This window comes from Shinella curvata (assembly GCF_022899935.1).
Lineage (GTDB): Bacteria > Pseudomonadota > Alphaproteobacteria > Rhizobiales > Rhizobiaceae > Shinella > Shinella curvata.
The window spans coordinates 38,697-64,084 of record NZ_JALJCJ010000010.1 but is presented as its reverse complement, the minus strand read 5'-3'; the positions used below and the strand labels follow the sequence as shown (position 1 = coordinate 64,084).

28 protein-coding genes and 1 pseudogene are annotated in these 25,388 nt (G+C 59.3%); 18 read left to right on the top strand and 11 right to left on the bottom strand.

Annotated features, from left to right (window positions below):
• Positions 1-178 precede the first annotated feature (178 nt).
• The 9 genes from MUU55_RS27425 (at position 179) to MUU55_RS29445 (ending at position 9,831) form a co-directional block, all read left to right on the top strand.
• Positions 179-1,780: an ABC transporter substrate-binding protein gene (locus tag MUU55_RS27425; protein ID WP_244763995.1), complete on the top strand. Its 1,602-nt coding sequence runs from the start codon at positions 179-181 to the stop codon at positions 1,778-1,780.
• A 46-nt stretch (positions 1,781-1,826) separates the two neighbouring features.
• Positions 1,827-2,867 carry an ABC transporter permease gene (locus tag MUU55_RS27420; protein ID WP_244763994.1) on the top strand — a complete coding sequence of 347 codons (1,041 nt, stop codon included), beginning with the start codon at positions 1,827-1,829 and terminating at the stop codon, positions 2,865-2,867.
• Between the two features lie 85 nt (positions 2,868-2,952).
• Complete coding sequence (nikC, locus tag MUU55_RS27415; protein WP_244763943.1) at positions 2,953-3,879, top strand: nickel transporter permease; 927 nt, start codon at positions 2,953-2,955, stop codon at positions 3,877-3,879.
• Between the two features lie 16 nt (positions 3,880-3,895).
• Positions 3,896-4,765 (top strand): ABC transporter ATP-binding protein, encoded by an 870-nt coding sequence (locus MUU55_RS27410; RefSeq protein ID WP_244763942.1) that lies wholly within the window; start codon positions 3,896-3,898, stop codon positions 4,763-4,765.
• Positions 4,762-5,520, top strand: coding sequence for an ABC transporter ATP-binding protein (locus MUU55_RS27405; RefSeq protein ID WP_244763941.1), 759 nt, complete (start codon positions 4,762-4,764; stop codon positions 5,518-5,520). Before MUU55_RS27410 ends, MUU55_RS27405 begins: the two co-directional genes overlap by 4 nt.
• Positions 5,521-5,583: 63 nt before the next feature.
• A complete protein-coding gene (locus MUU55_RS27400; protein ID WP_244763940.1) occupies positions 5,584-6,585 on the top strand; it encodes a porin in 1,002 nt (333 codons plus the stop codon).
• Between the two features lie 100 nt (positions 6,586-6,685).
• The gene (locus MUU55_RS27395; protein ID WP_244763939.1) at positions 6,686-7,861 is read left to right on the top strand and encodes a serine hydrolase domain-containing protein; all 1,176 of its coding nucleotides are present in this window, start codon (positions 6,686-6,688) and stop codon (positions 7,859-7,861) included.
• 131 nt (positions 7,862-7,992) lie between these two features.
• Positions 7,993-9,060 carry a dipeptidase gene (locus MUU55_RS27390; protein ID WP_244763938.1) on the top strand — a complete coding sequence of 356 codons (1,068 nt, stop codon included), beginning with the start codon at positions 7,993-7,995 and terminating at the stop codon, positions 9,058-9,060.
• Positions 9,061-9,126: 66 nt separating this feature from the next.
• On the top strand, positions 9,127-9,831 hold the full coding sequence (locus MUU55_RS29445; RefSeq protein WP_367892218.1) for an autoinducer binding domain-containing protein: 705 nt from the start codon (positions 9,127-9,129) through the stop codon (positions 9,829-9,831).
• Between the two features lie 2 nt (positions 9,832-9,833).
• Here MUU55_RS29445 and MUU55_RS27385 read toward each other — a convergent pair whose 3' ends face one another.
• Positions 9,834-10,091, bottom strand: a complete 258-nt coding sequence (locus tag MUU55_RS27385) for a transcriptional repressor TraM (RefSeq protein WP_244763993.1) — start codon at positions 10,089-10,091, stop codon at positions 9,834-9,836.
• 150 nt (positions 10,092-10,241) lie between these two features.
• Here MUU55_RS27385 and MUU55_RS27380 point away from each other — a divergent pair, with 150 nt between their 5' ends.
• The 3 genes from MUU55_RS27380 (at position 10,242) to MUU55_RS27370 (ending at position 11,539) form a co-directional block, all read left to right on the top strand.
• Positions 10,242-10,463 (top strand): helix-turn-helix domain-containing protein, encoded by a 222-nt coding sequence (locus MUU55_RS27380; RefSeq protein WP_244763937.1) that lies wholly within the window; start codon positions 10,242-10,244, stop codon positions 10,461-10,463.
• 69 nt (positions 10,464-10,532) lie between these two features.
• Complete coding sequence (locus MUU55_RS27375; protein ID WP_244763992.1) at positions 10,533-11,165, top strand: DUF433 domain-containing protein; 633 nt, start codon at positions 10,533-10,535, stop codon at positions 11,163-11,165.
• On the top strand, positions 11,162-11,539 hold the full coding sequence (locus MUU55_RS27370; RefSeq protein ID WP_244763936.1) for a DUF5615 family PIN-like protein: 378 nt from the start codon (positions 11,162-11,164) through the stop codon (positions 11,537-11,539). Before MUU55_RS27375 ends, MUU55_RS27370 begins: the two co-directional genes overlap by 4 nt.
• A gap of 8 nt (positions 11,540-11,547) precedes the next feature.
• Here the strand turns inward: MUU55_RS27370 and MUU55_RS27365 are convergent, their stop codons facing one another.
• Genes MUU55_RS27365 through traA form a run of 4 tightly spaced genes read right to left on the bottom strand, consistent with a single transcriptional unit; the run spans position 11,548 to position 17,224 of the window.
• Complete coding sequence (locus MUU55_RS27365) at positions 11,548-12,177, bottom strand: TraH family protein (protein ID WP_244763935.1); 630 nt, start codon at positions 12,175-12,177, stop codon at positions 11,548-11,550.
• 13 nt (positions 12,178-12,190) lie between these two features.
• Positions 12,191-13,351, bottom strand: coding sequence for a conjugal transfer protein TraB (locus MUU55_RS27360; protein ID WP_244763934.1), 1,161 nt, complete (start codon positions 13,349-13,351; stop codon positions 12,191-12,193).
• Entirely contained in the window at positions 13,341-13,907 is a 567-nt protein-coding gene (gene traF, locus MUU55_RS27355; protein ID WP_244763933.1) for a conjugative transfer signal peptidase TraF, read from the bottom strand. Before traF ends, MUU55_RS27360 begins: the two co-directional genes overlap by 11 nt.
• Positions 13,904-17,224, bottom strand: coding sequence for a Ti-type conjugative transfer relaxase TraA (gene traA / locus MUU55_RS27350; protein WP_244763932.1), 3,321 nt, complete (start codon positions 17,222-17,224; stop codon positions 13,904-13,906). Before traA ends, traF begins: the two co-directional genes overlap by 4 nt.
• A 253-nt stretch (positions 17,225-17,477) precedes the next feature.
• Between traA and traC the strand changes: the two genes are divergently transcribed.
• The 5 genes from traC (at position 17,478) to MUU55_RS27325 (ending at position 20,844) form a co-directional block, all read left to right on the top strand.
• The gene (gene traC, locus MUU55_RS27345; RefSeq protein ID WP_244763931.1) at positions 17,478-17,765 is read left to right on the top strand and encodes a conjugal transfer protein TraC; all 288 of its coding nucleotides are present in this window, start codon (positions 17,478-17,480) and stop codon (positions 17,763-17,765) included.
• Between the two features lie 4 nt (positions 17,766-17,769).
• Positions 17,770-17,985, top strand: a complete 216-nt coding sequence (gene traD, locus MUU55_RS27340) for a type IV conjugative transfer system coupling protein TraD (protein ID WP_244763930.1) — start codon at positions 17,770-17,772, stop codon at positions 17,983-17,985.
• Complete coding sequence (gene traG / locus MUU55_RS27335; RefSeq protein WP_244763991.1) at positions 17,972-19,933, top strand: Ti-type conjugative transfer system protein TraG; 1,962 nt, start codon at positions 17,972-17,974, stop codon at positions 19,931-19,933. The genes traD and traG overlap by 14 nt, the downstream gene beginning before the upstream one ends.
• The gene (locus tag MUU55_RS27330; RefSeq protein WP_425314238.1) at positions 19,930-20,328 is read left to right on the top strand and encodes a hypothetical protein; all 399 of its coding nucleotides are present in this window, start codon (positions 19,930-19,932) and stop codon (positions 20,326-20,328) included. The genes traG and MUU55_RS27330 overlap by 4 nt, the downstream gene beginning before the upstream one ends.
• 249 nt (positions 20,329-20,577) lie before the next feature.
• The gene (locus MUU55_RS27325; RefSeq protein WP_342346080.1) at positions 20,578-20,844 is read left to right on the top strand and encodes a WGR domain-containing protein; all 267 of its coding nucleotides are present in this window, start codon (positions 20,578-20,580) and stop codon (positions 20,842-20,844) included.
• A 58-nt stretch (positions 20,845-20,902) separates the two neighbouring features.
• On the opposite strand, the gene MUU55_RS27320 is transcribed toward MUU55_RS27325, so the two are convergent.
• The 3 genes from MUU55_RS27320 to MUU55_RS27310 all read right to left on the bottom strand — a co-directional run bounded on the left by MUU55_RS27320 (position 20,903) and on the right by MUU55_RS27310 (position 22,191).
• A complete protein-coding gene (locus MUU55_RS27320) occupies positions 20,903-21,076 on the bottom strand; it encodes a hypothetical protein (RefSeq protein ID WP_244763929.1) in 174 nt (57 codons plus the stop codon).
• 340 nt (positions 21,077-21,416) lie between these two features.
• On the bottom strand, positions 21,417-21,581 hold the full coding sequence (locus tag MUU55_RS27315) for a hypothetical protein (RefSeq protein ID WP_244763928.1): 165 nt from the start codon (positions 21,579-21,581) through the stop codon (positions 21,417-21,419).
• A 298-nt stretch (positions 21,582-21,879) separates the two neighbouring features.
• The gene (locus MUU55_RS27310; RefSeq protein WP_011654735.1) at positions 21,880-22,191 is read right to left on the bottom strand and encodes a DUF736 domain-containing protein; all 312 of its coding nucleotides are present in this window, start codon (positions 22,189-22,191) and stop codon (positions 21,880-21,882) included.
• Positions 22,192-22,678: 487 nt separating this feature from the next.
• Here MUU55_RS27310 and MUU55_RS27305 point away from each other — a divergent pair, with 487 nt between their 5' ends.
• Entirely contained in the window at positions 22,679-22,852 is a 174-nt protein-coding gene (locus MUU55_RS27305) for a hypothetical protein (RefSeq protein ID WP_244763927.1), read from the top strand.
• Between the two features lie 14 nt (positions 22,853-22,866).
• Here the strand turns inward: MUU55_RS27305 and MUU55_RS27300 are convergent, their stop codons facing one another.
• From MUU55_RS27300 to MUU55_RS27290, 3 genes and pseudogenes are all read right to left on the bottom strand, one after another.
• The gene (locus tag MUU55_RS27300) at positions 22,867-23,793 is read right to left on the bottom strand and encodes an ArdC family protein (RefSeq protein WP_244763926.1); all 927 of its coding nucleotides are present in this window, start codon (positions 23,791-23,793) and stop codon (positions 22,867-22,869) included.
• 289 nt (positions 23,794-24,082) lie between these two features.
• The gene (locus tag MUU55_RS27295) at positions 24,083-24,658 is read right to left on the bottom strand and encodes a hypothetical protein (RefSeq protein WP_244763989.1); all 576 of its coding nucleotides are present in this window, start codon (positions 24,656-24,658) and stop codon (positions 24,083-24,085) included.
• Positions 24,655-25,188, bottom strand: a pseudogene (locus MUU55_RS27290) (ParB/RepB/Spo0J family partition protein); the annotation flags it as partial. The pseudogene MUU55_RS27290 and the gene MUU55_RS27295, both read right to left, overlap by 4 nt.
• Between the last annotated feature and the right edge of the window lie 200 nt (positions 25,189-25,388).

The following is a 25,388-nucleotide window of genomic DNA, read 5'->3' as shown; positions in this document are numbered from 1 at the left end:
GGCGGGAGGAATATCAGCGATGCCCACGCCGCACTCGGCCCAGACCTGGGCGCCGAGCCAGCCATCTATTGGCTGAGGTCTTTCGACGGGAACTGCAGACAAAAGTCGGCGCAAAGCCGACCACGGGAGGATAAAAATGAACTTCAGCAAAACTAATTTCACGCGGCGAACGTGGCTCATGGCAACGGTACTGGCTAGCATCGTTGCCACAACGCCGCTGGCGATGGCAGAAACGCCAGCGGATACCCTAGTGCAGGGTTACGCCCTGGACGAAATCATAACGATGGACCCTGCTGAAGCGTTTGAGCTGTCAACCGCCGAAATAAGCGCGAACATCTACGATCTCTTGGTCCGGTTCGACGTGTCTGACACATCGAAGGTCCAGGGCGATCTCGCGCAAAGCTGGACGATCTCCGACGATGGTCTCGTCTACACCTTCAAGCTCAAACCGGGGCTAACGTTTGCATCAGGCAATCCAGTCACTGCAGAGGATGTGGCCTGGTCTTTCGAGCGCGTCATCAAGCTCGACAAAGCCCCTGCGTTCATTCTCGGCCAATTCGGTATTACCGGTGACAACGTCACGGAGAAAGCCAGAGCAGAAGGACCCGATACCTTCGTGTTCACGGTCGACCGGCCGTATGCACCGAGTTTCGTACTCAACTGCCTGGCATCGTCCTCGTCCGCCGTGGTCGACAAGAAACTGGTTCTTGACCATGCGATACCGGCGGTCCCCAGCACGGATTACAAATGGGACAGTGACTTCGGCAATGATTGGCTGAAAACTCACTCGGCCGGTTCCGGAGTGTTCAAGCTCCGCGAGTGGCGGGCGAACGAAGCCGTGGTCATAGATCGCAACGAAGGTTATCACGGCAGCAAGGCCAAGCTTGCCCGTGTCGTGTACAGACACATGAAAGAGAGCGCCGCGCAGCGACTTTCGCTGGAAGCTGGCGATATCGACGTTGCACGAAACCTCGAACCCAACGATCTCGAAGCTATGGCCAAGAGCGAATTGGTCGACTTGGTTGAAGCGCCGAAAGGCACGGTTTTCTACATCGGGCTCAATCAGAAAAACCAACGCCTTGCCGCGCCGGAAGTGCGGCAAGCGTTCAAGTATCTGGTCGACTACGACGCAATCGGCAAAACCTTGATCAAGGGTATAGGCCGCGTCCACCAAACTTTTCTCCCGGCTGGCGTTCTGGGGGAATTGAGCGACACGCCATTCAAACTGGACGTCGCCAAAGCCAAGGCGCTACTCGAGAAAGCCGGCCTAAAGGATGGGTTTTCTGTAACGATGGATGTGCGCAACACGCAACCTGTAACAGGCATCGCGGAGTCGATCCAGCAGACGGCCGCCGCGGCCGGCATAACCATCGAAATCGTTCCTGGCGACGACAAGCAGACGTTGACGAAATATCGGGCGCGAAACCACGACATTTATATCGGCCAGTGGGGGCAGGACTATTTTGATCCCAACTCCAATGCCCAGGCCTTTGCCTCGAACACCGACAATTCTGACCGAAGCAAGAACAGCACGCTTGCCTGGAGAAATGCCTGGCATGTGTTGGAGCTGACAGCGAAGACAGACGCAGCGTTGATGGAGACAGACAGTGCCAAGCGCAGGGCGATGTACGAAGACATCCAGCGCACAGTCCTGGAGACCAGCCCTTTCGTTCTGCTTTTTCAGCAAATCGAAGTCGCGGGGGTCCGAAAGAATGTCCGTGGCCTGAAGCTTGGCCCGAGCTTCGACACGAACTTTGTCGGCAACGTTACGAAGGATTAGGCAGATGATGCTGCAAGCTTCGGACATCTCCACTAGCCGACAGACGATGAGCCGCGCCGGGACGCGAACGCTGGCAATCCTTGCCCAATTTGCCCGCTTTTTGTTGGTCGCGATGACAACGTATTTCGGCCTGTTGGCTGTAACGTTTTTCATAGGGCGGATCATTCCCGTCGATCCGGTGCTTGCCGTGCTTGGAGACCGCGCGCCTGCCGCAGTCGTTGAGCGCACGCGACGGGAGATGGGGCTCGACCTCCCACTGATCGAGCAATTCTACATCTACATCAAAGGTGTCCTGCAAGGTGACTTCGGCCGATCGGTGCTCACCACAAATCCGGTAATGGAGGATCTCCGCCGCTTTTTCCCAGCCACACTCGAGTTGGCAACGCTCGGCACGTTGATCGGTTCGTGCGTGGGCATCCCACTCGGCGTATTAGCGGCCGTCAAACGCGGCAGTTGGACAGACCAGGTCGTGCGGATCTTCGGGCTTGTAGGGTATTCGGTTCCAATATTCTGGATGGGTCTACTGCTGTTGGTTCTTTTTTACGTGAAGCTTCAATGGGTTGGTTATCCCGGCAGAATCGATGTTGCCTACGAGTATTCGTTCACGCCAATCACCGGGCTTCTGTTGTTGGATTCTGCGCTCCAAGGCGAATGGACCGTCTTCTCCAGTGTCGTCCACCACATCGTCCTACCGGCACTGCTGCTTGGCTACTTCTCCCTTGCCTATATCAGCCGCATGACACGCTCGTTCATGCTGAACGAGCTAAGCCAAGAGTATATCGTGTCGGCCCGCGCGAAGGGGTTGTCAGAGGCGCGCGTTGTGTGGTGCCACGCGCTCAGGAATGCCGCCGTCCCACTCGTGACCGTTATTGCGCTTTCCTATGCGAGCCTCTTGGAGGGCTCTGTACTAACCGAGACGGTGTTTTCCTGGCCAGGTATCGGCCTTTATATCACCAACTCGCTCCAAAATGCGGACATGAATGCCGTTCTCGGCGGCACGGTGCTGATAGGCTCGGTCTTTATCGCGCTCAATCTTATCGCTGATCTTCTCTACCGGATGCTCGACCCGAGGACGAGGGTGCAATGAGCCCGCGTTTCTCGCCACTGCAGCGTCGTTCGGATCGCAAGATCCGGAATGTGAAAATCCACGGCCACTTCTTACGGAGCACACGATGACTATCGTTGACCGATCGCCAATCACGCGGCGCGAATGGCTAACTTCAGAACGGCCGTCATCACGGTGGCAGGCACGACTGGGCCACACCTACGCCACATGGCAGCGCTTCCAAAGCAACAGACTGGCGATGGTGGGCCTCTCAATCATCATTTCATTGCTGATTGCCGCGGCTTGTGCCGACTTACTCGCTACGCACTCCCCATTGGTCGGCGATTTGAGCGGGGCACGGCTCCAACCGCCTTCGCTACAGCACTGGTTTGGGACGGATGATCTCGGGCGCGATATCTACTCTCGCATCGTCTATGGTTCGCGTATCACCCTCTTCGTCGTTGTACTCGTTGCGATCATAGCCGCACCGATAGGCCTTCTCGTCGGCACGACGGCTGGTTATCTCGGGGGTTGGGTCGATGCTATCTTGATGCGTATCACCGATGTCTTCCTCGCGTTTCCTCAGCTCATTCTTGCCCTTGCTTTCGTGGCGGCTCTCGGGCCGGGAATTGAAAATGCTGTACTCGCAATCGCCATTACATCCTGGCCCGCTTACGCCCGTATTGCGCGTGCCGAGACGCTGACTGTTCGAAACGTCGACTATATCCGAGCTGTGGAGCTTATGGGCGCACCACCCTCTCGCGTGGTTCTGCGCCATATCGTTCCGATCTGCACGTCTTCCCTGATCGTGCGCGTCACGCTCGACATGGCCGGGATCATCCTTACTGCAGCCGGGCTTGGGTTCGTAGGACTTGGGGCACAGCCACCGCTGCCTGAATGGGGTGCGATGATTGCATCCGGGCGCAGGTTTATCCTCGACCAGTGGTGGGTCGCGGCAGCCCCAGGCCTTGCAATCGTCATTGTGAGCCTCGGGTTCAACCTGCTCGGCGACGGGCTACGCGATGCTCTCGATCCGCGGCGCAGCGGTCAATAGATCCGGAGACATATCAATGGAAACGTTAGAACTGCCAGCGGGAAAAGCCGCGCCCTGCAGTCTTTTGCAGGTCGAAAATCTGAGGGTATCCTATCCCACACGGACGGGCTTTACCGATGTCGTCCGCGGAGTCACGTTTACGATCGGCCGAGAACGTGTGGCGATCGTCGGCGAGTCCGGCTCGGGCAAATCGCAAACCGGTCGCGCAATAATGGGACTAACCCCGCCGCATGCGCGCGTCTCAGCGCAGGCCCTCAAATTTGCCGATATTGATCTCCTGGCAGCGCCTGAACAGAAGCGACGCAAACTCCGCGGTGGCCACATTGCCATGATCTTGCAGGACCCAAAATACTCACTCAACCCCGTTATGAGCATAGGTCGGCAAATCGTCGAGGCCTTGCGGACACATGAAAACGTGGGGGTAAAAGAAGCGCGCGAGCGAGCGCTGGATATGCTCGCGGCCGTAAAGATTCGTGATCCACACCGTGTATTCGACCTGTATCCACACGAGGTGTCCGGCGGAATGGGCCAACGCGCGATGATCGCAATGATGCTCATTGCCGGTCCCGAACTGCTGATCGCCGACGAACCGACGTCAGCGCTGGACGTCACGGTGCGGTTAGAGGTCCTGAAGATCCTGGATGAGCTAGTGTCAAACCGCGGCATGGGTTTGGTTTTCATTTCTCATGATCTTGGACTTGTCTCCGCGTTCTGCGACCGCATCATCGTTATGTACGCCGGCCGTGTCGTCGAGGAACTCGCAGCTTCGGGTCTTGCGCACGCTCAGCATCCCTACACCCAAGGCCTTCTTAATTGCCTGCCAAAAATCGGCGGCAGGCGAACACCCTTGTCAGTGCTGGACCGGAGAGCGGAGTGGGCGGAATGAACATCGCTGCAAATGGGAAGATTCTCACCGTCGATCGACTGAACGTCTTCTTCGATCAGTTTCACGCGGTAAAAGATGTAAGCATGACCATCGCGCCTGGCGGATCCTATGGCCTCGTTGGGGAATCCGGCTCGGGCAAATCGACGCTACTCCGCGCGATAATGGGAGCCGTCCCGATTGCGAAAGGCGTCGTGACAATTGCTGGAAAGCCTTTGCCAAGTCGTCGGCCGAAGGCATTCTATCGCGACGTCCAAATGGTGTTCCAGGATCCCTACGGGTCATTGCATCCACGACAAACAGTGGACCGGCTCCTTCAGGAACCGCTTGCGATACACGGTCTTGCAGATGGTGAAAGACGCATCAGGCAAGCTCTAGACGATGTGGGGCTAGGTGCAAGTTTCCGCTTTCGCCATGCGCACCAACTCTCCGGTGGGCAGCGCCAACGCGTGGCGATTGCCCGCGCGCTCATCCTTGAGCCCAAAATTCTGCTGCTCGATGAACCAACCTCTGCACTGGACGCGTCCGTCCAAGCAGAAGTTTTGAACCTTTTGAACGAGGTAAGGCGCGAGCGCAACTTGACCTACCTCATGGTCAGCCACGACCTCGCTGTGATCCATCACATGTGCGACCGTCTCATGATCATGCAGAACGGTTGCGCGGTGGAGGAGCTGGCTGTGGACGAGCTCGCCGTTGGCGAGGCTCACAAACGCTACACCCAAGAACTTCTGAAAGCCAGCGAGGGCTTCGCTCGGTAGCGCGGGCGCCTTCAAATCACGCCCCAAATTGTGGGCTTACTCAACAATGCTGAGGAAACGACGATGCGACGCATACTCGCATATTGCATGATTGCATCCAGCTGCGCCGGGTTTCAGGCAAATGCAGACGACGGGGAGTATCTGAAGGTGTGCGACACATGGGGCGAAGGGTATTTCCTTCTCCCTGGAAGCGAAACGTGCCTAAAGATCAGCGGCAGCGTGACCTTTGACCTATCCGGAGGCGAAGACGTTTATTCCGGTGAATTGCTGGGCCGAGTGGTTCCGACGTCAAGCGCCAGTATCGATTTCAGCACAGCATCCGAGACGGATCTCGGTGCGCTTAAATCCGTTCTGTCGATCGACCTTGACGGAGCATCAGACGAAGGTGGTGGAGTGACCCTTTCGGAGGCCGTCTTGGAACTTAACGGCGTTCTTGTTGGCGCCACCAGCTCCCAGTTTGATATGTGGCTCAATTCGGCAGGTGAGGTCCTCAGCGATGACGTGGTCGCTTACGGGCCATCATTCACCAACTTAATCAGCTACACGGCGAGCTTCGATGAAGGCTGGTCGGCAATGTTTGGTGTCGAACAGGGCGAAATCCGAGACGATTCTGACTTTATCGTCCACGGAGTCGTTCCGCATGCCGTGGCTGGCATTCGTCTCGATGCTGATCGGATCCAGATAGGATCAGTGATCGGCTACGACTCCGTCGGCAAGCAAGTCGCCGCAAAAGCTCGGCTCGATCTCGAGATGAGCGATTCATTTTCCACGTTTGCCATGGTCGGATACCGCTCCGGCCGCGCCGAGCCTGGTTACTTTGGAGCCTGGGAAGGTCGGCTCGCTGCATGGACGGGTTTTTCCTTACACGTGTCTGACGAGGTGGTTCTGAATAGCCAAGCTGCTTACACGGACACGGGGAAGTACGCGATCGCGGCCAGCATCGACTACGAACTCATTCCTTCGCTTCTCATCAGCACTGAATTCGCGTTCACGTCCCTCCGTACGGAGGAGGGGGTGCGCGACAGTGCAATCGGCGGCCTCGTGAGTATAGAACGCGAATTTTAGCGAGCGTGCAGTATCAATCGAGCGACCAGAGTCCGACACAACGGTTCACGATGGTCGATGAACAAAAAACCCTGAAAACAAATCTACAAGGAGACTAGCAATGTATTCCACGAGACGAGAGCTGATCCAAATTGGAGTTGCAGGGGTGCTCATGCCGACGGTGGCCTTTGCGACCGGGACGGAAGAGAAGGGCGATGCGTTTGAGCGCTGGCGCCGTGAGTTCGAGGCGAGTGTCCCTGCACGAATGGAGGCTGCCAAAGTGGTCGGGGCATCTTTTGCCATCACTTCGAAAAGAAACCCGGTCCGCTACGCGTCATCGTTTGGTTTTGCCGATCTGAAGGCAAATAGAAAAATGACCCCTCAGACACCGATCCATCTCGCTTCCGTTAGCAAGCTCTTTACAGCCTCTGCCCTCGTGCAACTGTTCGAGCGCCACGGTTATGACCTGCATGCGGACTTGAACGAATTCATCGACTTCCCGGTGAAAAACCCGAACCACCCGCGTTTGGCGATCACTGCTCATCAACTGATTACGCACACCTCCAGCATATCTGACGAAGGATATGGGGATTACTCCGTCGAGGGCGACCCCACGCAGAGCCTCTCAAGTTTCCTCAAGAGCTATTTAGTGAAGGGCGGCAGCGCCTATTCGCCGAAGACGTCTTTCCTGAAGGCAAAGCCAGGCACCAAATGGGACTACAGCAATGTCGGGGCTGCCTTGGCGGGTTACCTGGTTGAAGCGATCAGCAAGAAGGACTTTGCGAGCTATGTCGCAGAGAACATCCTAACCCCGCTTCGCATCACCAACGCGCATTGGTATCTCCGCGAGTTTTCTCCCAACGTTCTTGCCAAGCCCTACAGATTTGAGAACGGCGAATATGTCGAGCTCTCTCAGGAAGGATATCCGGACGTGCCAGCAGGAATGCTTCGGTGTTCGGTAACTGATTTAGCAAAAGCGATACAGGCCATGCTCGGACAACATCGCGACGGCACGCCCATTCTTTCAAAAGCCACCGCTCGGGAAATGCTCCGCCGGCAGGTCGACCGGAAGATTTATCCCTATCAGGGCCTTGGTTGGACTGAGGAGGAAACAAGCAAGCGCAAGGTGGTTGGACACACCGGCAGTGACAACGGAGCCTCTAACATTGTGGCTTTGACAGGTGACAACAGCCAAGCTGTGATCGTCCTTATGAACATTGACGGCACGGACGAGACGAGCGCTTTTCGCGCTTCAATCACTGAAGACCTGCTAGCTGGGGCAAAGCTCGCCGGGTGAGGCGCCGACCTATTCCCCTGCAACTCGGTAGCTAGTGGGCAGCTCGAATATCTAGCCCTAGCTACCGGTATCATGCACCCCATTTGAGCATCGCCCACCGTCCGGCGCGAGCATAGACAGGTAGATTTCACATGGCCGAACGAAACCTCATCCCCATCTTCGATGGGCATAACGACGTTCTATACAAGCTTCACTATACCGACGAGGCCGACAAGGTATCCCTCTTCACCAAGGGCTCCCCTGACGACTGGCATATTGACCTGCCACGCGCGAAACAGGGAGGGTTCGCTGGCGGCATGTTTGCGGTATTCGCGCCTTCGCCAGACACGCCGACAGAAGCTGTCGTGGAGGGCGCGTCGGTCTTCGCGATCGATGAGCCATTACCACCGGCGCTTTCGATGGACGATGCACGTCGGACCACCATCGCCATGGCGTCCATTTTGTTCGAGCTTGACCGTGCCGGAGCGGTCGCTCTGTGCCGGTCTGCGGCCGACATACGAGCGGCGAGGGATCGCGGCACGATCGCCGCCGTTTTCCACATCGAAGGGGCAGAGGCGATTGATCGCGACTTGGTAATGATCGAAACGCTCTACGGAATGGGTCTGCGCTCGATCGGACCGGTTTGGAGCAGGCCGAACATGTTCGGTCACGGCGTACCTTTCCGCTACCCGTCTGCGCCAGACACCGGGCCAGGCCTGACCGACGCGGGGAAGGATCTTGTGCGCGCCTGCAATGACAAGAAAATCCTTGTTGACCTATCTCATCTAAATGAGCGTGGGTTTCGCGACGTTGCCGCGTTGAGTAACGCGCCGTTGGTCGCCACCCATTCGAATGTGCATCGCATTTGCCCACATGCCAGAAACCTGACCGATTGGCAGCTTGGTGCGATCCGCGACACCAAGGGGCTGGTGGGATTGAACTTTGAAACAACGTTTCTTCACTCCCCGCCGGCCGGATCGGGTGTCCCGGATGCTGAGATCTTGCTCCGGCATATGGATGCCCTGATCCTCGAGCTCGGTGAAGACGGTGTCGGCCTAGGTTCAGACTTTGACGGCGCCGATGTACCGAAATTGATCAGCGACGCATCCGGACTTCAACGGCTTCTCGACGTTTTTCGGGAGTATGGATACGGCGAAGGTCTCATCGAAAAAATCGCGTGGAAGAACTGGCTCTCCGTGATCGAAAGAACAATCGGCTAGCAGTCGACCGCACGCGCAAGGCCGTTCTTTCACGTCGATGCCGCCCCCGAACTTTAGAGGTTTGCTATGGATGAAGCGTTCCGATGCCTTATCGATAAGCTCGACTCTGCGAGGGGTCACGAGTTGATGGTCGGTGCGCTCCGAGATTTTGCGGCGAGTATTGGATTTGAGCGGTTTGCCTACCTGCAGAAAGAGGGAATGCGCGTCAGGACACTAAGCTCTTATCCCGAGCCCTGGAAAAAAATCTACTTGGAGCGACACCTCGTTCGTATCGATCCCGTGGTGCGGGAGGCTCGTCTCCGACGGGAGCCTTTCGCCTGGTCGGCAGATCAGTGGAAATCTACCGACGATCGAGAGATGAGGGACTTTCGCAACGAAGCGATCTCGCACGGTATCAGGTCCGGAATTACGGTTGCAGTGGAGGGTAGTTTCGCTTCAACGCTCATGCTGACCCTCGCGTCACCGCGCCGTGAGATCAGCACTACTTTTTCCCAGCATGGCGCGAAAGCTATTCAGGCTTTGCTCTCGGTCCACTATAGATCGCTGGTCCGTTCTACTCGCGTAGATGTAGGCCCGCGACAAACGCTTTCTCCAAAGGAACTGCTTTGCGTCGAATGGGCGGCGCGAGGGCGAAATGGCCCGCAGATCGCAGACATATTGGGGATGAGTCCGCGCACCGTTCAAGACCACCTAGATAAGGCGCGAAAGAAAGCGGCTGCGAGCACCGTCCCCCATCTAATCGCCATTGCAAAAGACAGAAGCTGGCTTTGATTTCAGACTGGAACAATGGGTACGTAACCTAGAGCGTCCAAAGTTTCCGCAAGGATCGCTTGTTGCTCTGCCAACTTTGTTTGTCGCGCTGAATACTCATCGCGCAGCTGTGCAGAGATGGACGCCGGCATGCTCGGATCATTTTGGGCCCTTAGCAATTCCTCATAGACAACTTCGTCAGCCGCCATTTGCCGGCGTTGTGACTGGATTGCGGCTATTGCAGCCTCTTCTAATGCGCGTTTTTCAATAAGAACTTTCATCGTCACGTCACATTCTCCATAACCCGGCGGGCATTTCACCTTGCCACACGGAGCCGAAGCCTAGGAATTATCGAAGTCAACGGCGCTCCATAGGCCTCTGTAGAGAATACTCCGTGGAGGAATACTCTTCAAGCGTTTGATCTCCGCTACATGGAGATCAAAGAAGTCTTTGCGCAAAACTTGCGAGCGGCGCGTCAACAGAAAGGCCTGTCGCAGGAGGAGCTTGCGCATCGTGCCGAGATTGACCGCACGTACATTAGCTCCTTGGAACGCAGCATTTACAACGCAAGCATTGATGTGGTTGAGCGACTCGCGATCGCGCTCGAGATCCAAGCCGCTGATTTGTTAAGGCGCCCACCAAGCGATACCTGAAGGATTTCGTTCAAAGGGCTTCAAAAATGTGGGCAGGCGCGATATATCTTCTTCCCAAGGAGAATGATTATGCCAACTTCTTATCGTGCGTATACGCCGACCGAAGCCGCAGCGTTGAGCGAAATCGCCGTCAAGTCCGTCCACAACGCCATCGACAAGCGCGTCATATCTGCCGGTTCCGTTGGCGGTGAAGGTCGCGTTTTATCCGATGACGATCTCCTTCGGTTGAAACTCTGGTATGGCGTCGGCTCGATCCTCTCAGCTGAGCGACGCAAACGTTTGTTCGACACGATCGACGAAAACCCGCACGCTGATACGGTTCGGGCGGATGACTACTTGATTGTCGATGTCGCCCGGGCGAGGGAACAATTGGCCGCGCGAGCTGAAGCTTTGCGCGAGGCAAAAGCTATTGTCGAAAGCAGCAAGGGCGTTATGGGTGGAGAGCCTGTCTTCAAGTCAACGCGCGTCCCTGTAAGGGCGATTGCAGCGATGAGGAGGCAGGGCGCGAGCATACAGGAGATCGTCGACGGGTATCCGGCGCTTACCTCCCGCATGGTTGAGCTGTCCGAAATCTGGGCCGCGGCTCATCCTGCAAGGGGTAGGCCCCGCAAGCTTTCCGATTTCGGGATCACGGCGACGTCCACCAAGCGCCTTACCCTCGGAACAAGACCAGAAGTAAAGCGCGCCGGCTCATTGTCGTGAAATTTCTGATCGACGAATGCCTTCATACATCACTCGTGGCCGTCGCGCAGGACAACGGCCACGATGGCTTCCACGTGAACTGGCTGGGACTGAGCGGTGAGGCAGACTGGGACCTCATGCCGCGCATCGTGGCAGAGGACTATACGTTCGTCACAAACAATGCGCGAGATTTCCGGAAGCTTTACAGCAGAGAACAGCTGCACGCGGGCTTGGTCATCATTGTACCCTTCGTTACCCCTGCATTGCAGAGAGAGCTATTTGATATAGTTCTTCGTGATCTGGCGGAGGGTGAGGAGTTGCTAAACGAAGTGATCGAAATCAGCTTGGACGGCAAGGAAGCTGTTTTGACCCGGTACGCGCTGCCCGCAGCGTGATCGGTCAGCTACCGGCCGCCAATCCTCGACAGGTCGATGCGCATCTCGGCCGCGCCGACTTCTGTTACTGCGACGGGCGGCTGCACGGAATCCTCTTCACCCGGCTTCGCATCAACTTCCTGAGAGTCCTCCTCGGTTTGACGTTTTGATAGTGGCTTCCCGCTCACGAAGGTCGCCCCTCCCGGGTCCTCAACCTGAAAAACCTTGGTACCCTCGAACTCGCCGGTGCGCCATGCGTAGACGGCGTCCTCGAACATCTGAGGTATAACCTCCTTGCTCGTCGGGCTACCGTACCATTTCGTCACGATACGGGAGATTTTGCCAAACAGCGCTGTGCCGCGCTTGAGATTCTCGCAGGGGTCAACAAGCGCAGTATCGAGCTCAGCGATGTCGGTGATGCCAACGCCGGCGGGATATTGCGTGAGACCGACTCGAACACTCGCCTTTCCCACATGCTGGCGCATGATCTCCAACGCTGCCTCGGGTGATTGCGGTCTTGAGACGAGGACAAGCCTGCCGCCGGATTTCACGGTGATGGCCAACGGATCGGCGGAGCCGGCTGCCGCCACGAACTGCTCGACGATGGCGGGCGTGAGCGAAGGATCGGCACATCTCTCGATAAGAGCGACGTCAAGCATAGGGAATGTCCAGTCAGGTGTTGAACGAGAAGATGACGGGTTTGCTGAAGAGGCGGCTCCAGGCCTGTGCACTTGCGCGCTGAATGTCGACGATCGAGGTCCCGGTCGTCCACCAGCCGTTGCCCACAGCAACAATGACGTCTGGATCATGCAGCATGGACTGCAGCACCGGCCAGACAATGAGCTGTTCATAGCAAATCAGCGGGGCAATCCTGGAGCCTACGACCTCGATGACAGGATTTGCGAAGAAATGCGCCCGGGCGCCGCCAGCCTCTCCCAGCAATTTATTCCACGGTTGCCACATCGATCCGGGAACCGGCATCCTCTCGCGATAGAGGATGGTGGCGCCATCAGCGCTGATCGAAACGAGCACATTATCGTAGCCGTCCGTGTCGATGAGCGCAGTCCCGGCGATCACCGTGGTGTTGGTGCCGGAAAGCGCCGTTCGCCACAACCTCGCAAGCGTGGGCGTCCAAAAGCCGAGAGCGCTCTCGGGCAGGACAACGATATCAGCCGCCGCCTGACGACCAACCATCTTGATTAGCGCTTTGTGCCGCTCGAGGCTCGTGTCCCGACCGAGAGAAGCCCCCATTTCCAAGTCGACACCCTGCCACGACGCAGGTAGACTCGGCTGCGTCCACTCAGCGGCGGACCAGAGCCAGATGCCCGTGAGGGCCATGGCTGCAGCCGGCCAACGGGGCGTCGTCATCATGGCCAGGCCGGCTGCCATCGCAACTATCCCCCACCAGCCCCAAGCCGGAAACAGAGCCCCGGCCGCGGTGATCGGATGCGCCCATCCAGTGATACCAAACGGCGGAAACGCCATGATCACACAAGCGATCAGGAAGCGAAGCGGTTTTCGCCAACCTGTGCCGTCTGTCCAGAGCGCCGTATGCACGACGACGAAGCCGACCGAGGCGATCAGCCACAGAAGCAGGCCAGGCCAGATATCCGAGGAATAGAAGTTTGCCACACCTTGAGGCAGGCCTCGCGACGCAGCCAGGAAATACGCTGCCGAAACTGCGGCCGCTTGCCAGCGCCTTCCCGAGAGCGACCACATAACCGGGAAGAAGATAACGGTCGGAAGGGACAGGATATTGCCACTCCAACCGATCCAGCCAGCCGCGACCGAGCCGATGATCAACGCCGACGTTCGAAGATGGTCAAGGCGCATAGGTCCACACCTCCTGCGCCAATCCGAGAATCCCGTCAGTTGGAAGAGGGCCGACATAACGGCTATCGAACGACCCCGGGAACTCGGAGTGCAGAAACACCATGTCAGGTGGAACGACACCACCGTCATAAGTGGCCATCACGCGCCCCTGGCCATCCCACGGTGCGACACGCGAGTGGGGTAGCGACTTCCCGTCGACACGCACCGCGCCATCGATCTCGATGGTCTGTCCGGATATCGCTGCGACGGTCTTGATCAGGGGCGCGACTTGTCCGTCGCAAAGACCGAAACGAAGATATCCACGTGAGCGCGCCTCGCGCATCTGCTCGGTATCGGGCGGGCAAATGAAGACCAGATCACCAACCAAAACCGGGCGATCAGGATCGACAATGCGCCATAGACCGAGCGGTTCGCTCGGCGTGAGATTGACCCTGAAGCCGGCTCCACCGAGCATCACGAGAAGCCCGAGCGTCAAAAGGCTGACGCTGCTGATCCGATAGAACCAGACGAGCCGATGGATGCGCCGAAGCACGCTATGTCGATGGCGCACCTTCATTTCAGCGTCAGTCCCTGGCTCTTGGTCTGACGCATGGCCTCAGCGGCTTTTAGCGCGGTCACAGTTCTTTCATGAGCAGACAACTGCTGCACGGTCCGCATCGTGTTCCAGGCCTGGCCGACCTCGCTCTTCTGCGTTGCGTTCATGCCAGACGTGACCCGTTGGAACGCCTCGCCGTTGGCATCCTTGGCGGCGAGAGGCAGGAATGTCCGTTCCCCAAAACGCTTGGTCACCGCCTTGGCAAAGCCTTCGAGTTCGGCCTTCACCATCTTGTCCGCCAAGGCATACTCAAGGCCGGCTGGCAGATCGTTTCGATCAATGGCGTCGCGAACACGTTCGAGCACGCTCTTTGCATTCGCCGAAAGTGCAGGGATTTCAAGCGCGACCTGTTTCCGAACCGCCAGCTCCTCAGCGTGGTTTCGCCGCTCTGCATCGCCGCGCTGGCGCAGATAGTCGCTGATGCTATCGGCCAACGGCGTGACATTCCTAAGCGCCCGATCTCGGTCCGACTTATCGGCCCGGCTCGCGAACACCCCTGTCTTGCCCTTCAGCGCACCGAGCACCTCCGGCTCTGCGGCAATCTTTGCAATCGCCTTCGCCGCGGTCGCCTGATCGATCAGCATTGCATCCACATTCGCCGCCTTGAAGGCCGCTTCTGGCTGTGCGTAGACATGATGGAAGCGCATCGAGACTTCTTCCCATTGCTTCTTGAGCGCGGGGTCGGCCGCGAGCTTGTCCTCGACGGCCTGATCGATCGATTTCGGGAAGGTCGTAATACCGGCAACCATGGGCCTGGCCTCCTTTGCTGCGATGGGAATTGTTCTCGCCGCCGACGTTGCGAAGCCGAGCTTGGCACCGATGGCCGCAAGCCGGCCGGCGAGATCGGCGTGCTTTTGCTTCTGCCGCACCGTCCATTCGAGACGGTCGCGCGCGATGGTCCTGGCGACGTTGACGATGTGAAGCCCGCGCGTCTCGGCAAAGCGGAGCGCCTGCTGATAGATGCTGCCGCCCGCATAATCGAGCGTGGTTTCCTTGGAATTCCTGCGCGACAGGATCTCGACGAGTCCACCGGCCTTGGCGAAGGATCGGCTGCCGTAGTAGACGCCGAGATCCTCGCGGTGACGGGTCATCGCTACATAGGTCAGGTGACGATCGAGCGAGAGAGATGCCAGCACCTTGACGCGATCGACCGTCGCGCCTTGAGACTTGTGAACCGTTGTGGCGTAACCGTGGTCGATGTTGTTGTAGAATCGCTGCTCGAGGTTGACCTCACGTAGATCATCTCCCTCGCCGATCGCCACGACGATACGACCTGACGCCGCTGCTACGATTTTGCCCAGCATGCCGTTCTTGACGCCAAGAGAACCCTCGTTTTTCAGGAAGACGACCTGATCGCCAGTGGCAAAATTGCGGTCTCCATCAGCAGTCTTGAACGCGAAACCCTGATCAATGACGCCGCGCTCTATGAGCTTTGCGCGCGCCAAATCGTTCAGCATCCGGACATCACGGCGCAAGTGAGCGAGGATCAACGTCGACTTGGCGGGATCGTAGTCGCGGTTCCAGTCGGCAATGAGGTTGGTGACGGCATCAGCCTTCAGCTCGGAGCCCATCATCTTGCCGTTCGCCTGATAGGCAGAGACAGCCTTGCCGATTTCTCCGCGCGCCAGATCGAGCGATGCCTCGCGCATCCACTGCTCGCGCTGGCGATAGATGGTCTCCAGCTCCGCATAGCCGATGCGCTCAGTGATCGCCCGAAACGCAGCACCCGCTTCGATCGGCTGAAGCTGCTCCGGATCGCCGACGAGCACGAGCTTCGCGCCAGATCTGGTGACCATTTCGACAATTGTCGCCATCTGCCGAGACGACACCATCCCGGCCTCGTCCAGCACGAAGACTGTCTTGTCATCGAGCTGCCCGCGTCGCTGGTTCCAACGGAGTTCCCAGGATGACAACGTGCACGAGACGATGCCCGCTTCCTTCTCCAGACCTTCGGCTGCCTTGCCGGCGAGCGCGCCACCGACAACACGATAGCCGGCGGCTTCCCAGGCTTCGCGGGCCGCCTTCATCATCGTGGTCTTGCCCGCGCCGGCCCGGCCGATCACGGCGGCGATCCGCTCGCGACCGGCGACATGTTCGATGGCGGCTTTCTGCTCGTCGGACAGCCGGTCGTGGAGCCCGACCGTCGCCTCGAGCACGGACTTGCGGACACCATGCGACGACTGCTGCGAGAGCCAGATCGCTCGATTGGCCATATCGGCTTCGAGCCTGAGCAGCTCGCGTGTGGTATATTTTGCGGGCGCACGCACCCCGGTCACGAAGTCCAGCCGCTCGCGATCAAGACGAAGGGTTTCGGGGCTCTGAAGGATGCGCGCCATCAAGCTACGGAAGAGGCCCGCATCGTCGATGTAGCGGTGCAGGATCTTTGCGACGTCGCGCTCATCGAAGACACTTTTTTCCCGCGTGATCAGGTCAAGGACGATCTCCGGACTGCGCTGGATCCTGCGAGCGTTCTCCGCCCGCCGCTCTTCCTGCAGTTCCAGGCGTTCGAGCGCAGCTTTCTCATCCGCCCTCCCATCCCCGCTGGCCGCCTTCCTCTCGATCGCCTTCGTGCCGACGCCGAGATGGATCGTCGGGGTCAGCTCGATGCCCTGCTTTTCGAAGGAGCGCCCGTCGACGCGAAGGTCGAGCCCGGCAAGAGCGAGATGCCGGTTCTGGCAGGCGAACCAGCCATCGCGAAACGCATTGAAGTCCTCGAGCCCGCCGGCCCAAAGCTGATAGACGATCTTGCCGCTATCGTTGCGCAGCACATTGCCGTCGGGTCCAGTGACCGCCGCCTTTTTCGAGCCGAAACCGTCCTCTGTCAGCGGCCGCAACGTTGTCATCAGATGGATGTGGGGATTGCCCGGCGCGTCATGGAAGACCCAGTCAGCCACGATGCCTTGAGCTGTGATATGCCGAGCCACGAAGTCTCGGACCATTTCAATGTTTTGCTCTGTCGAGAGTTCGATCGGAAGTGCGATGGTGACGTCCTTGGCGAGCTGCGCATCCGACCGCTTCTCGAAATCCTCCACCCGGTTCCAGAAAGCCTCCGAGGCACCGGACACCGAGCGCTCGGCGATCATGGACCGGAGCCATTCCGGCGCATCGGCGGGGATGACGAACTCCTCGTGCAGCAATCCCTGTTTGCGGGTGTAGTCGATCGTGCGGGCTTCCCGCTCATAGTCCATCTTGGCGCAGTGCCTGTAGGCAGCCGACAGCACAGCACTGCGGCCGGAGCCGCGGGCGACGATGCTGACTGAGAAATGCGGGACGGCCACGGCGGAAAGCGCTCCTTCGATCGAACGAATTCAATGTGTTCGTGGAGAGCGGACGGCCCCGCCAGGGGGCAAAAGCAGAGCGTCGCATTAGCGACGTATAATTGCGCCCTTCGGATCCGTCCTTGCGAACGGATGGGATCATTCACAAAAGCATCGCCCTTGGCGATTGTAGGATTCACAGTAGTGCGTTCCGCACTCCAGTCTGAAAACCTTTGCCTGTCGGCATCGATTTTCAGGCCAAAGGAGACAGGAAATGCGGAAATCAACGCAACAAATCAGAAATGACATCGCCAAGATGCAAGAACAACTCAAGGCAGCGGAAACCCGCGATGCCGAGCGGATCGGACGCATCGCATTGAAGGCCGGTCTTGCTGAGATCGAGATTGACGACGCCGACCTTCAGGCGGCGTTCGAGGACGTGGCGAAACGGTTTCGCGGGGGCAAGGCCGGATCGCACGGGAAGGAGAGGGGAGGTGCGAACGGCGGGCAGACCTCGGCGAACCCGGCTGGCGAGGCTGCGAGCAGCGCTGGCGAGGCTTGAACGCATGTCGAAAACCTTGACATCGGACGCCCGCAAGAAAGACACGCGCGAAAAAATCGAGCTCGGAGGGCTGATCGTGAAGGCGGGTCTAAGGTTTGAAAAGCGCGCGATGCTGCTGGGTGCATTGCTCGAACTCGCCCGCCGGCTCAAAGCGGATGCCGGCGAGCGAGCACGATTGACTGCGATCGGTGCAGAGGCATTCGGCAATGACGGTGAATAGAGTTCTTCTCGCCATCGTGCCAGCCATGCTGATCATCGCGGTCACCATCGTTGTCTCCGGGTTTGACCAGTCGCTTGCCCCGTTGGGCAAGACCGAAGCCCAACGCTTGATGTTCGGCAGGATCGGCATCGCGATGCCCTACATTGCCGCCGCCGCAGTTGGCCTTGTCTGGCTCTTCGCGTCGGCGGGATCGGGGAGCATCCGGTTCGTTGGCTGGAGCGTGGTCGCTGGAAGCGTCGGCACTATATTGGTGGCAGCGGCGCGCGAGACATCGCGCCTGGCCGCATTCGCCGACAAGGTGCCCGCGGGGAAATCGATCTTCGCCTATCTCGATACCGCCACGATGATCGGTGCGGCTGGAGCGCTCATGGCCGGTTGTTTCGCGCTTCGTGTTGCCGTGATCGGAAACGCAGCTTTCGTTCGACCGGAGCCCAAACGGATTGTCGGCAAGCGAGCGCTTCACGGAGAGGCCGACTGGATGAAGTTAAGCGAGGCCGAACGCCTGTTCGCCGATACTGGCGGCATCGTCGTCGGAGAACGATATCGCGTCGATCGCGACGGCGCCGCGGCGCGTGGGTTCCGGGCGGATGACAAGGACAGCTGGGGCGACGGAGGGAAAGCTTCGTTACTCTGCTTCGACGGCTCCTTCGGGTCATCGCACGGCATCGTCTTCGCCGGCTCCGGCGGTTTCAAGACGACATCGGTGACGATCCCGACCGCTCTAAAATGGGGTGGATCGTTGATCGTGCTCGACCCGTCGAACGAGGTAGCACCGATGGTGTCACAGCATCGGGAAGGGGCGGGGCGCAGGATCCGCATCCTCGATCCGCGCCAGCCGAAGACCGGCTTCAACGCACTCGACTGGATTGGAAAATTTGGTGGCACCAAGGAAGAGGACATTGCGTCTGTCGCGTCATGGATCATGAGTGAAAGCGGGCGCGCCAGTGGTGTCCGTGATGACTTCTTCCGAGCGTCAGGCCTTCAGCTTCTGACCGCGATCATTGCTGACGTCTGCCTTTCCGGCCACACGCCGGCAGAACAGCAGACGCTCCGCCAGGTGCGGGCCAATCTGTCGGAACCCGAGCCCAAACTGCGCCAGCGCCTGCAGGACATCTACGACAATTCCGGCTCAGACTTCGTCAAGGAAAATGTCGCGGCCTTCGTGAACATGACGCCCGAGACGTTTAGCGGCGTCTATGCCAATGCGATCAAGGAAACACACTGGCTGTCCTACCAGAACTATGCCGCGCTCGTTTCCGGATCGGCCTTCTCCACCGATGACATCGCGTCGGGCAAGACGGACGTGTTTATCAATATTGACCTCAAGACATTGGAGACACATGCCGGGCTGGCGCGCGTCATCATAGGGTCGTTCCTGAATGCCATTTACAATCGGGATGGAGCGATCGAGGGCCGTGCCCTGTTCCTTCTGGATGAGGTGGCGAGGCTCGGGTATATGCGCATCCTGGAAACAGCGCGCGATGCAGGGCGCAAATACGGCATCACGCTGACCATGATCTACCAGTCTATCGGCCAGCTGCGGGAAACCTATGGCGGGCGCGATGCATCCAGCAAGTGGTTCGAGAGCGCCAGCTGGATTTCCTTCGCTGCCATCAATGATCCAGAGACGGCGGATTACATATCGCGCCGCTGCGGCATGACGACGGTCGAGATCGACCAGGTGAGCCGCAGCTTTCAGGCGCGCGGCTCGTCGCGGACGCGATCGAAGCAGCTGGCAGCAAGGCCCCTGATCCAGCCGCATGAGGTACTACGAATGCGCGCCGACGAGCAGATTGTCTTCACCGCCGGCAATCCGCCGCTGAGATGCGGTCGCGCAATCTGGTTCCGGCGCAACGATATGAAAACCTGTGTCGGGCAGAACCGGTTTCATCGTCCAGCTACCTCATCGGAAACCATCCCGGAACCGAGCAAGGCAGATCCAAAATGAACACGAAGGGGCCGCGCATCCTGCGCTCAATTGGGAAGACCGCGATGCTTATAGCTGCTGGCATCATCATTTCCGCGACAGGTGTCGCGACGGCGCACGCGGACGGCCTGTCGGCCAACTTTACGCTTTGCGGTGAACGGCGACGGGTGAACTGCGTTGCCGACGGCGACACATTCTGGTTTCAGCGCCAGAAGATCAGGATCGCGGACATTGACGCCACTGAGCTCAGTCCTCCGCGCTGTGCCTACGAGCAAGAAAAGGGTGAGGCGGCCAAGCGCCGCTTGCTCGTGCTTCTCAACGCTGGTCCATTCTCGTATCTTCGAACGGCCGAGACCAAGATCGTTACGGCCGCAAACTCAGGATCGTGGCGCGGGGCGGGCGTTCGATTGGACTAGCATTGGTCGCCGAAGACCTTGCTAGAAAATGGTCCGGCGCACGGAAGCCGTGGTGCGAATGAGCCATAGAAAGCGACAGGATCGTCACCCGGATGGGCGGAGACCGTATGCGGGCTTCGGTCGCTTGCGACTTGAGCCGTGCGCCGTAGGCGTGTCGCCCGAACACACTTCACCGATATGAATCAATCGCACCCGAACGATTCATAACACTCGTTGGACGCCGGTAGGATAATTTCCGATTCTGTCGTCATGACCACACAGCCCTACCATCTCTACGTGGAACGAACGGATGCCTCCAGGAACATGGCTCGCTACTACGCCATGGACATTACACCTACCTTGTTCGGAGAAATCTGTCTTACCCGGCTGTGGGGACGCATTGGACGACGCGGGCAACGGATGAGCCATCACTTCGATCGGGAAGAGGACGCTGTGGCGCTTTTTCTTTCGATTACCCGCCAGAAGCGGGCCAAGGGATATCGCCCCTGCAATCAGGCCCGGACGAGCGCCACCTAGCCAAATGAACATGTTGTAGCGGGCGGATAGCGGGCCACCGAAGTGACCCGATCGTGCGTTACTCGCTCCGCTTGCCATCGAGCTCGTCGCTGACCTCGATCTCGACGAGGAACGGGATCTTGATTGCGAGCTTCAGCCCGAGTTTGCCCTTGCGAAACAGGTGACAGACGACTTTCCCGAGGTTGCGAAGCTGACGCCCGGTGGCTGCGAGGAATTGTGCGAGGCGTTGCATGATGATTTCTCCTTGTCGATTACTGACATCGCGGGGATAGGCCGCAGGCCGGGACAAGGAGGGCCGCACCGTGGGTCCCCGTTGCGCACGCGCAATGGGTGGCGCGAATGGCCGCAGCAAAGCGGAGGACCTGTCGACGACTGAATTTGCTGCGCGAGGAGCCGCGCCGCAGCGGGGAAAATTCTGGCGGCGACGGGTTTCTGCCCGACGACCGGACTGCAACATTCCCGATGTCGATGACCACTATCGGCAAGGAGAATTGCCACGCCTCGATTACATCGCGCCTGTCAATCTCATCAGCGAGTGTAAAAAAATGAGACATGTTTTGCAGGTGTACCGCTCAGAACGGCGGCTCCGCTTCCAGGCGTCCGTCCTGCTCGGCAATGATGACTGCGAGTTCCGCCTGAGCGCAATCCAGCTCGGACTGGATCTCACGGCGCTCGCTGACGTCAGAGGCATTCCGCAGCTCGGCGCGCAGTTCTCCGATGTGCTGTTCGATGGTCATCGTCGTCATCTCCTGATGTTTGAGAAAGATGACGACCGCGGGCGTGGCGCGTGGGCGGGGTCAAGGAGCGCGGCAGCGACCGCGCAGCGGCCAGGTGGGGGAGCCGAAATGCGCAGCATTTTGGGGGAACCGCCAGGTCCTTGAGGCTGCGCGCGCGACACGGCACACTCGCTCTCTTCCTGAGCAGACCTCCCCTCTCGTATGGCACCAGAAAAGCCGGAGACGGGCTCGATGCCTGTCTCCGGCTTGTCCAGGGAGAGGGAAGAGCCCCGCCCATTCGGGCGGGGCCTGGGCCGTCTCAGTCGCGGTTCGGGCGGGACCAGATCAGCTGGTATCCATCTTCACCTTCGACCTCAGAGAGCGTTGCGTAGATCGGGGCAGGGAAGCTCGGATCGTCGAGCTTGACCGAGAGGTAATCGCGGTCGGTCTGTTCCGAGCGCTTCTGCCAGGCGGCGCCGAGTTCAACGGCTCCCGCGAAGATCCGGAACTGCGGGCCCTTGTCGGAGGGGTTCTCGATGCGGGCGATGCGCGCCTTGACGTTGAGTGCGAGGGTGCGGATGGAGCCGGTGAAGCCGTTTTCGGTGGAGGTGAAGGTGCCGATGGTAGCCATTGTCGTATTCCTTTTCGCTGTTTCGGGCCGCTCCATTGCGGCCTCGATGGCAGTCGCAAAGGCCGGGGACGACCTGACCGCACCCCCCGGGGTCCCCATTGCGCGAGCGCAAAGGGTGGGCCTTAGGGCTGGAACATCGTGAAGGGCGGCGCGAAGACACTTTCTTGTCGCGCGAGGAATGACGGCGGAGCCGGCAGGGGATGAAAGTTTCGCAGCGCCGTTGCGGGATTGAGGTCGAGGCGAAGCCGGTCTCCGGTCAGACCTGCCCCATCGAGCCCGCACATGGAGCCACGGTGATTGGGCAAAAGGAAACGACAATGGCGATCCGCACAGGGGAACCCAGGCCAAATGGCCTCATCCGGTCCCGAGCACCTTCTATAGCCTCGGGGAAGATATGCACCCTCGTAGTGTGATCTCCGAACAAGTCGGCTTGCGAGACCAATCTGCCGCGATAGAGTTGCGCTGCGATTCGTCGCCTGGAGGAACAATGCGTCAGCAGACAAAGCCGTTTATCGTCGAAATCAAGCAATCCCGAAAGCTGAAACCAGCCACCCAGAAACCGTCGATCTGGGGGACGTTCGATTTGAGCGTTTCCGAAGATCATGCCGTTGCCGCAATGGTGACTGAGCCAGCCACTGCTGAGCGCGGCGACCGGCTCTAACTCACCCAAGGCACTCAGGCCGCATGGCGAGCATCCTCCCTATCCGGCTGTAGGTCATGAAGGAATGCGGCTGCGCGTTGAGCATGGGCAGCGGCCTGAAAGATCGCTCGCTTGTCGCCAGCCAATACTTTCAGCCATGACTGAAGGTATGAGGCGTGGTCAGGCCGTGGCTCGAGCTCAGGAACGATCCCGAGGTCGGCGCATAGGAAGCAACTGCCGAGTTCAGCGATCAGCTCTTCGCGCGCACGCTCGCTCCTGTCTTTGGCATAGCGCGAGAGATCTCGGCCGACGCGGCTCTCGGGCGCCGTCCAATGGGTCGCCTCATGGCTGAGCGTGGCATAGTAGCTTGCGGCGTCCTTGAACGTTTCGAAGGGCGGCATCTGGATGTAGTCCATGACCGGCGAGTAGTAAGCTTGGCTGCCGCCATGACGGATGATCGCACCTGTGTTACGGAAGAACCGTTCTGCGTTCTCGATACGTGCGATAGGATCCTCCACCGGCTCCGGTCGGCGATAGTAGTGCTCAGGAAGCCCATCGATCTGTTCCACGTTGAACACGGAATAGGTCTTGAGGAACGGGATTTCGCGATCGACCTCGCCACCTTTTTCGCCGGCCTGCGACTTCGTAATCCGGGATGCAAACACGACCGTCGACCCGGTCTCGCCCTTCCGAACGGCCGCCCCAAGCTCGAGCGCCTGCTTGAACGTCATCCACATCGACGACGCGAAGTCGCGCGACATCTGCTCCGACCAGAGCAGAAGCACGTTCATGCCACTGTAGGGCTGTCCATTGTGACGGAGCGGGCGAGTGATCCGTCCGTCCGTATTGCCGGCATTCCAGGGCTTCATCCATGGGCGCACCCCGCTGGCGAGATCCTCTATGATCCGATCGGTGATCCGGGAATAGATGTCTGTCCGCTGGTTTTCGTTCGTCGTCCTCATTTTTCATCTCCACAATTGCGAGCCGCTCCATCAGCGGCGCCGTCGCGGAGGCCAGAAGCAGGAGCTATGAGCCCGCGGCCTGCACCGGAACGGCCGAAACGACGTGGAGGACGGCGAAGCCGTTGCGGGCTGTGGGCGGCTCCTGCAGGTCCGACGCCAGAGACGGGCCGCCCGGGCGCGGGCAGAAACTCTTCTCCATCTTTCTTCCGCGAAAGCCGGCATGAAAAAAGGCCGCCCCCGAAGGTGCGGCCTGAACGGTTGCGGCGGGGCGACCCCCCTCGTGATGGCGTCAGTCGAAGGCTGACATCTGGGCTGCTGCGGCTTTGCGGTCGACGGAATGCCCAGGATTTTCGACCGGTCGATCGAACGGCTTCCAGGCCTCACCGACGATATGCTTGTAGGCTGCGACGGCACCTTCGGCAGCCATGCGCAGGGCGTGTGCCTGGATACCCATGTCAGCGGCGAACTCCCGCTTGCGGTGGGCGGCGCTGTCATAGCCGACCGGACCGTCAAGATCCTCGTCGCGGGCGTCGTTCGCAGCCTTGGCCGTGGCGTCGCGCGCCTGGGTCACGGCATTGCTGTAGAACTGGCCGGCACCATGGGCGGATCCGACATAGGCGCCTACGATCCGCTGCAGGTGGATCTGCATGGCGCGTTCGCCAAGGCCTTCGCTAAGAGCATCTGCCGTCTCGGAAATCAAGCGCTCATGGAGATCGCGGATCCCGTCGCTGTCGATGAGGGCTGTGCCAAAGCTCTCGGCGATCTTCAGCGCCTGGGCGCTGTCCGGGCATGTCAGCCGGACCATCTCGACGGTGGCGCCTTTGCGGAGCTGGACGACACGTGCGGCTGGGCGGACGGATTCCAGACTTCCTTCTGGTCCTCGAGCGATGCGGCTGCGATCGTGCGAAGCTGTTGTTCGTTCGGCATGTCCCCCCTGGCCATCTGGTCGAGCATGGCCGGCAGGACGTTGGCGAGAAGACGGAGCTTGCGGATCTGGCGGACGGGAAGCGCGAGGGCGACGGCAATCGCCTCCTCGGTCCAGCCGAGGGCAACAAGGCGCTCGATACCGCGCCACTGATCCACCGGGTTCAGTGGTTCGCGGGCAATGTTTTCCACCATCGAGCGCATGGCGCCGTTGTCGTCCGCCGCCTCCTTGACGAGGACCTCGATTTCTTCGAGACCCGCGGCGATCGCGGCCTGCACGCGGCGATGACCGGCCTGGATGATATAACCGTTTCCACCGTCCACCTGCGGTGAGACCACCGGCGGCTGGATGATCCCGACGGCCTTTACCGTGGCGAGAAGCAAGGCGTCAGCCTGGGCGGGCGATTTCGACTGGCGGGCATCGTCGGCGTTTTCGTTCAGTGCACGCGGATCGATCTTGATGATTTGCATGGAAGTTGCTCCTGTCCGGTTGCGGAACGGCACGGCTGCCGCTCCTTTCTGTCTTCATTCCTTTGGAAGACACTTTCCGGACCGCGGGGCGGACAGGCCGGCGCAACTGCGACCGAGCAGCCCTGTTCCGAAGAACGAGCGGGGTTTACAGCCCCGCGAAGGGCGAGGGACCGGGATGAGGAGGTGGCGGTTGAGTGTCA

What these genes read in the sequence shown, in the direction of transcription:
- MUU55_RS27400 (WP_244763940.1), top strand. Translation starts at nt 5,584, where the DNA reads ATGCGACGCATACTCGCATATTGCATGATTGCATCCAGCTGCGCCGGG.
- MUU55_RS27310 (WP_011654735.1), bottom strand. Translation starts at nt 22,191, where the DNA reads ATGGCTACCATCGGCACCTTCACCTCCACCGAAAACGGCTTCACCGGC.
- MUU55_RS27360 (WP_244763934.1), bottom strand. Translation starts at nt 13,351, where the DNA reads ATGCGCCTTGACCATCTTCGAACGTCGGCGTTGATCATCGGCTCGGTC.
- MUU55_RS27365 (WP_244763935.1), bottom strand. Translation starts at nt 12,177, where the DNA reads ATGCTTGACGTCGCTCTTATCGAGAGATGTGCCGATCCTTCGCTCACG.
- traF (WP_244763933.1), bottom strand. Translation starts at nt 13,907, where the DNA reads ATGAAGGTGCGCCATCGACATAGCGTGCTTCGGCGCATCCATCGGCTC.
- MUU55_RS27385 (WP_244763993.1), bottom strand. Translation starts at nt 10,091, where the DNA reads ATGAAAGTTCTTATTGAAAAACGCGCATTAGAAGAGGCTGCAATAGCC.
- traC (WP_244763931.1), top strand. Translation starts at nt 17,478, where the DNA reads ATGCGGAAATCAACGCAACAAATCAGAAATGACATCGCCAAGATGCAA.
- MUU55_RS27375 (WP_244763992.1), top strand. Translation starts at nt 10,533, where the DNA reads ATGCCAACTTCTTATCGTGCGTATACGCCGACCGAAGCCGCAGCGTTG.
- MUU55_RS27330 (WP_425314238.1), top strand. Translation starts at nt 19,930, where the DNA reads ATGAACACGAAGGGGCCGCGCATCCTGCGCTCAATTGGGAAGACCGCG.
- MUU55_RS27425 (WP_244763995.1), top strand. Translation starts at nt 179, where the DNA reads ATGGCAACGGTACTGGCTAGCATCGTTGCCACAACGCCGCTGGCGATG.
- MUU55_RS27390 (WP_244763938.1), top strand. Translation starts at nt 7,993, where the DNA reads ATGGCCGAACGAAACCTCATCCCCATCTTCGATGGGCATAACGACGTT.
- MUU55_RS27380 (WP_244763937.1), top strand. Translation starts at nt 10,242, where the DNA reads ATGGAGATCAAAGAAGTCTTTGCGCAAAACTTGCGAGCGGCGCGTCAA.
- MUU55_RS27320 (WP_244763929.1), bottom strand. Translation starts at nt 21,076, where the DNA reads ATGCAACGCCTCGCACAATTCCTCGCAGCCACCGGGCGTCAGCTTCGC.
- MUU55_RS27315 (WP_244763928.1), bottom strand. Translation starts at nt 21,581, where the DNA reads ATGACCATCGAACAGCACATCGGAGAACTGCGCGCCGAGCTGCGGAAT.
- MUU55_RS27420 (WP_244763994.1), top strand. Translation starts at nt 1,827, where the DNA reads ATGAGCCGCGCCGGGACGCGAACGCTGGCAATCCTTGCCCAATTTGCC.
- MUU55_RS27405 (WP_244763941.1), top strand. Translation starts at nt 4,762, where the DNA reads ATGAACATCGCTGCAAATGGGAAGATTCTCACCGTCGATCGACTGAAC.
- MUU55_RS27300 (WP_244763926.1), bottom strand. Translation starts at nt 23,793, where the DNA reads ATGAGGACGACGAACGAAAACCAGCGGACAGACATCTATTCCCGGATC.
- MUU55_RS27325 (WP_342346080.1), top strand. Translation starts at nt 20,578, where the DNA reads ATGACCACACAGCCCTACCATCTCTACGTGGAACGAACGGATGCCTCC.
- MUU55_RS29445 (WP_367892218.1), top strand. Translation starts at nt 9,127, where the DNA reads ATGGATGAAGCGTTCCGATGCCTTATCGATAAGCTCGACTCTGCGAGG.
- nikC (WP_244763943.1), top strand. Translation starts at nt 2,953, where the DNA reads ATGACTATCGTTGACCGATCGCCAATCACGCGGCGCGAATGGCTAACT.
- MUU55_RS27395 (WP_244763939.1), top strand. Translation starts at nt 6,686, where the DNA reads ATGTATTCCACGAGACGAGAGCTGATCCAAATTGGAGTTGCAGGGGTG.
- traG (WP_244763991.1), top strand. Translation starts at nt 17,972, where the DNA reads ATGACGGTGAATAGAGTTCTTCTCGCCATCGTGCCAGCCATGCTGATC.
- traD (WP_244763930.1), top strand. Translation starts at nt 17,770, where the DNA reads ATGTCGAAAACCTTGACATCGGACGCCCGCAAGAAAGACACGCGCGAA.
- MUU55_RS27305 (WP_244763927.1), top strand. Translation starts at nt 22,679, where the DNA reads ATGCGTCAGCAGACAAAGCCGTTTATCGTCGAAATCAAGCAATCCCGA.
- MUU55_RS27410 (WP_244763942.1), top strand. Translation starts at nt 3,896, where the DNA reads ATGGAAACGTTAGAACTGCCAGCGGGAAAAGCCGCGCCCTGCAGTCTT.